This window comes from Bacillus sp. AFS001701 (assembly GCF_002559405.1).
Classification (GTDB): domain Bacteria; phylum Bacillota; class Bacilli; order Bacillales; family Bacillaceae_G; genus Gottfriedia.
On the sequence record NZ_NTZO01000141.1, the window covers coordinates 1 to 6249 of the forward strand.

The 6249-nt window shown below is 32.6% G+C and carries 3 protein-coding genes; all 3 read left to right on the forward strand.

What is annotated here, in order from left to right; all coding sequences use genetic code 11:
- Positions 1–79 precede the first annotated feature (79 nt).
- Complete coding sequence (gene tsaA / locus CN514_RS11175; RefSeq protein ID WP_098232646.1) at positions 80–538, forward strand: tRNA (N6-threonylcarbamoyladenosine(37)-N6)-methyltransferase TrmO; 459 nt, start codon at positions 80–82, stop codon at positions 536–538.
- Positions 539–1021: 483 nt separating this feature from the next.
- On the forward strand, positions 1022–5119 hold the full coding sequence (locus CN514_RS11180; protein ID WP_098232647.1) for a S8 family serine peptidase: 4098 nt from the start codon (positions 1022–1024) through the stop codon (positions 5117–5119).
- Between the two features lie 150 nt (positions 5120–5269).
- Positions 5270–5932 carry a hypothetical protein gene (locus tag CN514_RS11185; protein WP_098232648.1) on the forward strand — a complete coding sequence of 221 codons (663 nt, stop codon included), beginning with the start codon at positions 5270–5272 and terminating at the stop codon, positions 5930–5932.
- Positions 5933–6249: the final 317 nt, after the last annotated feature.

Here is a 6249-nt window from a genome sequence, read left to right on the forward strand (position 1 = left end):
CATACTTTTTCTTTTATAAATAGTTAACAAAAAATTCAGTATAATAAAGACAAAATAAAATAAGTTAGGAGATGAATTGATGACATTTACAATTAATCCGATTGCTTTTGTTAAAAATTCAAGAAAAGAAATTGAAGACGATCACTGGGGTTCAATTATCTCTGAAATCGAGTTAGCAGAGAAGTTTAATGAAGAAGCATTAAGTGGAATAAGTGATTTTTCACATTTAGAGATAATTTTTTATTTCGATAAAGTGACTGATGAAATGATTCAATACAATGCTAGACATCCTAGAAATAATATTCATTTTCCAAAGGTTGGAATTTTTGCTCAAAGGGGTAAAAACAGGCCAAATAAATTAGGTCTAACATCAGTAGAACTTTTAAAACATAGTGGTCGCATTCTTACAGTTAAAGGGTTAGATGCGATCGATGGAACGCCAATCATTGATATCAAACCAATTATGAAAGAATTTCTTCCTAAAGGTGAGATCAAACAAGCAGAATGGTCAAAGGCTTTGATGGAAAAATATTGGTGAATTTAAAAAAGATAAAGAGTTCTCAAATTTGGGAAACTCTTTTTTGTTTTATATTAACGACAAAATCCAACTTTTGTTATTTCCTTATTAAAACAATTGAGGATAATGTATTTAAGGTGCCGCTTCCACCATTTCCCTGATCCTTTTTATATTCATTAATAGTTAAAAATCTTTAATTTAAAATTTAGTTAGACCAATAAGATAAGGCATATTTAGTAAATTTCCCCCAAGTTTTTTAATGGGATTTTACATTAAATCACATAAATCTACATTCACATAAATATAATGCCTAATCTTTTTACTAGATTTTACTAATATCGACATTTAATTTATTTTATAAATTCCTACATTAATGAAAATTCCCCCAATACTTTTCGTGAAAAACTCTAGTTATAATCTAAATTAAGTAATTTTTGTGAAAAATCACATATTTTACTTGTTTTTCAATCATTATTATTTTTAGAAAAAGTTGGAGGTTATTTAATGAAGGGGTTAAGTAGTAAATTTTTTCAAACCACATCTGTACTTGTTTTAGCTAGCAGTACAATTTTGGGATCGACTATGATTAGTAAAAAGCAAGCATATGCGAACTCAAGTGAAGCAGAAAGCATTCTTCAATCTCTTACACCAGAACAACGGGAGGCTTTGAATCAGTTAGATCTTGCTGATTCAAAAACAGGTTTGCAATTATCAGATGATATAGACTTATCAAGTGATAAAGATGTTTCTGTAATTGTTGAATTTAAAGAACTTCCAGCTAAAGTAGCTCAGTTAGAGAAGGCTGTAGAAGGTGAGTCAATTTCATTAGAAAAGGCGAAGGAAAATGTATCTAAGTCTCATGCTCACTTTAAACAAGAATTACAAGAAAAATTAGGAAATAAAGAGAAAGGAAGTAATAAAGAAATTCAAATTAAATATACATATCAGAATGCGTTTAACGGTGTTTCATTGACACTTCCAGCAAATCAAATTAAGGATTTACTAGAGTTGGATACAGTTAAAGCTATTTATAGTGATTCAACAATACAAATTAAGCCACCTGTTGAACCAGTGGAGAAGGATCAAACAAAGGTTGATAGTTTACCATTTTTAAAGATTGATAAATTGCATCAAGAAGGCTTTACAGGTAAAAATATAAAGATTGGTGTAATCGATACGGGTATTGATTATAATCATCCCGACTTGAAAGATGCATACAAAGGTGGCTATGATTTCGTAGATAATGATAGTGATCCAATGGAAACTACATATGATCAATGGAAAGCTTCTAAAAAAGCTGAATTTGTTAATGGAAGCGCATATTATACTGAACACGGGACGCATGTCTCAGGAACGATTGCTGGTCGTGGGAAAAATAATTCTGATTATAAAGTAACTGGAGTAGCACCTAATTCAGATTTATATGTATACCGCGTATTGGGTCCTTATGGCTCAGGTTCTAATTCTGCAGTAATTGCAGGTATTGACCGTTCAGTAGCTGATGGAATGAATGTAATTAATCTTTCGCTAGGAGCCTCAATAAACGATCCGTTAGAAGCAACAAGCTTAGCGATTGATAATGCCGTTTTAAATGGTGTGACAGCTGTCGTTGCAGCAGGAAATTCTGGAGATAGTATGTACACATTAGGCTCTCCAGGTGCAGCAGCACTTGCATTAACGGTAGGTGCGAGTTCTGTTCCTACTAAAGTTACTACATTCGGAAGTGAATTTTTAGTAAACGGTCAAGTTACGGATAGTACTCTACGATTAATGACGAAAAAATGGACGGATGATTTTACTAATTTGTCTGGAAAAACATTGGATATTGTAAATGTTGGAGAAGGTGGTCTAACAGATTACACTGGAAAAAATGTTCAAGGTAAGATTGCATTTGTTGTTCGTGGTACATATGCACTTGTTGATAAAATGAACTATGCAAAGCAAAATGGAGCTGTTGGGGTAATTATATACAACAATAATGCTTCTGAAGGACAGATTCCGTATTATTTGGGAGAAAGCAATGATAATATCCCAGTATTTTCGATGACGAATAAAGACGGCCTGGCGGTAAATGATTTATTTAGCAAGGGAACTCCATCAGTAACACTAGGGAAAATTGGTGAGTCTGAAATTCCTGGTGATGATCTAGCTAGCTTTAGCTCTAGGGGGCCATCGGGAACGCTATATGATATTAAACCTGAAGTAACAGCACCTGGGGTTGATGTTTTATCGACTGTTCCTGCATATATCAATAACAAAAATGATTCAACAGATTATTCTTCTGCATATATGCGAATGTCCGGTACGTCGATGGCAACTCCACATGTTACTGGTATAGCTGCATTACTATTACAAGCACATCCTGATTATACGCCTGCTGATATTAAAACCGTATTGATGAATACAGCGGATCCGTTAAGAAGTAATTATAGTGTGTTTGAAGTAGGGGCAGGAAGAGTAGATCCTTATGAGGCGATTTATTCACGTATTGAACTAGGAGTTCAAGATACAACGCCATTTATTAAAAATAATGAAAAAGTAACTATTGAAGAACTAACTGGTGGACTTAGTTATGGTTTTATTCCTGTAGATAACAATGCTATTTCAAAAACTACAAATATATTAATCACTAATCATACTGATAAAATGCAAAAATATAATATTTCGGTAGAATATAATATCGGTACACGCGGATCTTTGGATGCTAAGTCAAATGGAGTAAGTGTAACAGTACCAAAAGATCTTAAAATGAAAAAGAATAGCCAGGAGATGATTCCTGCAACACTTACGATCCCAACAACAGCTAGTAAAGGAACATATGAAGGCTATATTCATGTTGTGAATGAAAAAAATCCAGACGATCATTATCAAATTCCATTTGGATTCCGTTTAGTAGAAGAAGGCTTTGAATATTTCAAAGTTCATTCTCCGACTATCTCTACAACTCGTGATAATGCACCATATAGCTTTAAGACGTCTGATTTAGATTTTAAATTAAATTCACCAATGAAAACATTAGATTTTATTTTAGTAGATCCAAAAACTAATAAAGATTTAGGTATAATCGGTACAATTAATGTTTCAAGTGCAGGAGTGGATAAGGATCTCTATATCCAAAAAGCCTTTACTGGTCGATATTTTCCATTTACAGGTAATGCAAAGAAACCGGTTGGCTACACATCAATCCTTGCACCACAAGGATTATACAAAATGAAAGTGATTGGTACAAATTTAGACGGCAAACAGTATACAAAGAAAGACCAAGTATATATCGATAATAACCGTCCAACATTCACATTAGATGACACAAATGCACTACCTAAAGGTGATCTGCCATTTGTAGAATTAGCACCAGGTCAAAAGACAGTTACATTATCTGGTAGTGTTATTGATAATGAAGCAAAGGAAATGGAAACTAATGGTATGAAAATAACACAAGCAAATAATAATGTTTGGTACGGACCTAATACACCAGGTTATGGCATCGCTGCTGATGCGAATGGAAGATTCTCGAAAGAAATATCTGTTGATTCGCCTAACCCAGTTTACATGCTGCAATTTGTAGGAGCGGATCGAGCAGGTAATTCAACGATGGCAAAAGTCGTTTACTATATGAAACCAGGGACACAATATATTTATGCAAAACCAAATAAAGAATCCTTTACAATGGGTGATCAATTAACTTATACGTTCTATGCTCATGGTTTGCAAAATGCAAAAGATCTAACACTTAAATTTGATTACACATCAAGATTTTTTAATTCAGTCGTAATTAATAAAAATAAAGCTTTATCCGATGATACTCAATTTACCGCTACAGCAACAGGTACTACTAGCAAATCAAATACAATAAATATTAAGGCACCAGGTGACGGTTTAACTGGCGATATGCCATTGTTTGATATGATTGTAGATACGAACCGAGATACATTTGTAAACGTTAATAGTAACTTTTTCTATATTACTTCATCTTCGTATAAGGATATAAACGGTAAAACAGTAAACCCGTATACTCAAGTTGGTTATTTACCAAGCTACCCAGCTTATTCAGATGCTACTGCAAAAATTAACGCTGCGGGCTTGTTAAATGCAAATGGCAGTTTTAACTTTGCAATTGATTACACTACAATCAGTGCACAAGCAAAAGCAAAAGATTCCAAAGGTCAATACTACACTGGTGAAATTCAAAAAAATGGAAACATCGTATTCAGTAAACTTCCAATTACAGAACAATTATATACAGTCATCATAGATGTTCCAGGTCATTTTACAACATATACACCTATGGAAATTGGTCGAAAAGATCGTGATATTTTTATTGGTGAAAGTATTTCTTATCCTACTGTAAGAGAAAATGCTGGGGATCTTAATAAAGACAATGTAATTGATATTTATGATGTAATACTTCTTGAACAAAATTGGGGTAGGAATTATCGCAATGCTGATATTAATTTTGATGGAAAAGTTGACTCATTGGATTTCAAGTTACTAGAAACTAATTACTTAAAAGAGAATGATTATGTATTAGATACTCCTACTGGTGTTAAGGAGTATAATGGAAAAACTATTGATTCGATTAAGCAGTCTTTAGGAATCAATTAGATTTTGAACCTATCCAATTGGATAGGTTTTTTTGATTTCAGATGTGTTGGATTGCTGATATTCTTGATGAACTAATTAGCAGGTTAATGGAATAAGAAATATGGTAAAATGTAGTTAATTTTAAAATCAAAAGTGAAGGGAATGCGAAAAATGAACAAGTTAAATTGGGACAGAAATCAACTTTGGGAAGGTTGTATTTTAGCATCAGTAGCCCATGCAATTATGGTTGCGCATTTTCCTGATATTTCTCATGAACAATCTTGGGATGGGTTTAATTATAGTGTTCAAGATAGCTCTGGTACGTGTGGAACTATATCATTTCATCCGAATTTTTTAGTAGGTGCTTTCAGAAATGACCATAGCGAAAGGGCATTCGAGTACAAAGATGCTATTGAATATTTTAAGGGTGCACCTGAAAAATCTAGAGAAGTAGCGTTAGAAGAAGCTCTTCTATATTTATTAGACGAGAGTGACGGAAAAACAGTCCCAGTTATAACAACTGCATTTTGGGGAAATTTTGATGAAGTATACTCACATGATACATATGAGGCTTTAATTGAAAATGGCGGATTTCTTATAGAAAGACAAATAGATAAAATGGAAAGTTCTATAAATGAGTGGAAAGAAGATTATGATATGTCTGAGACTCAAATAGTCCTACTAAAATCCATTTTCAAACGTAAAATTGAAAATCCGACTAAAGACATCATATTAAATGAAAAAGAAATTCAAATGATTGGGTCGGACGATGAAGAAGGTCTAAGTGAAAGTAGAGTTTCATTTGAAGAACTAGGTATTACTTGGAAGTTTTAAAATTTATTATTTAACTTATTAAATATAATCTTATGTAACTAACACATCCTTATATTGAACAAGTATCGACTACTTCGTCAGGCTTTATTATTGCAGTAAATGTCAGTTTAGTTCTCTTGAATTATGTACTTAGATATTTTAAGGAGTAATTTTATGAATATATATTTTTTAATTATAGGTTCATTGATTTTAATATTACTTGGTGGAAATGCAATTTACGTTGCTTTTAAGAAATACGAGGATGAAGATGATTTTTCTGGAGGAGTAAATACATTATCTTTTATAGAATTTTTTGTTGGAATTCTTTTATTTATTAC

Coding starts and splice junctions, on each gene's coding strand:
- CN514_RS11180 (WP_098232647.1), top strand. CDS start 1,022: ATGAAGGGGTTAAGTAGTAAATTTTTTCAAACCACATCTGTACTTGTT.
- tsaA (WP_098232646.1), top strand. CDS start 80: ATGACATTTACAATTAATCCGATTGCTTTTGTTAAAAATTCAAGAAAA.
- CN514_RS11185 (WP_098232648.1), top strand. CDS start 5,270: ATGAACAAGTTAAATTGGGACAGAAATCAACTTTGGGAAGGTTGTATT.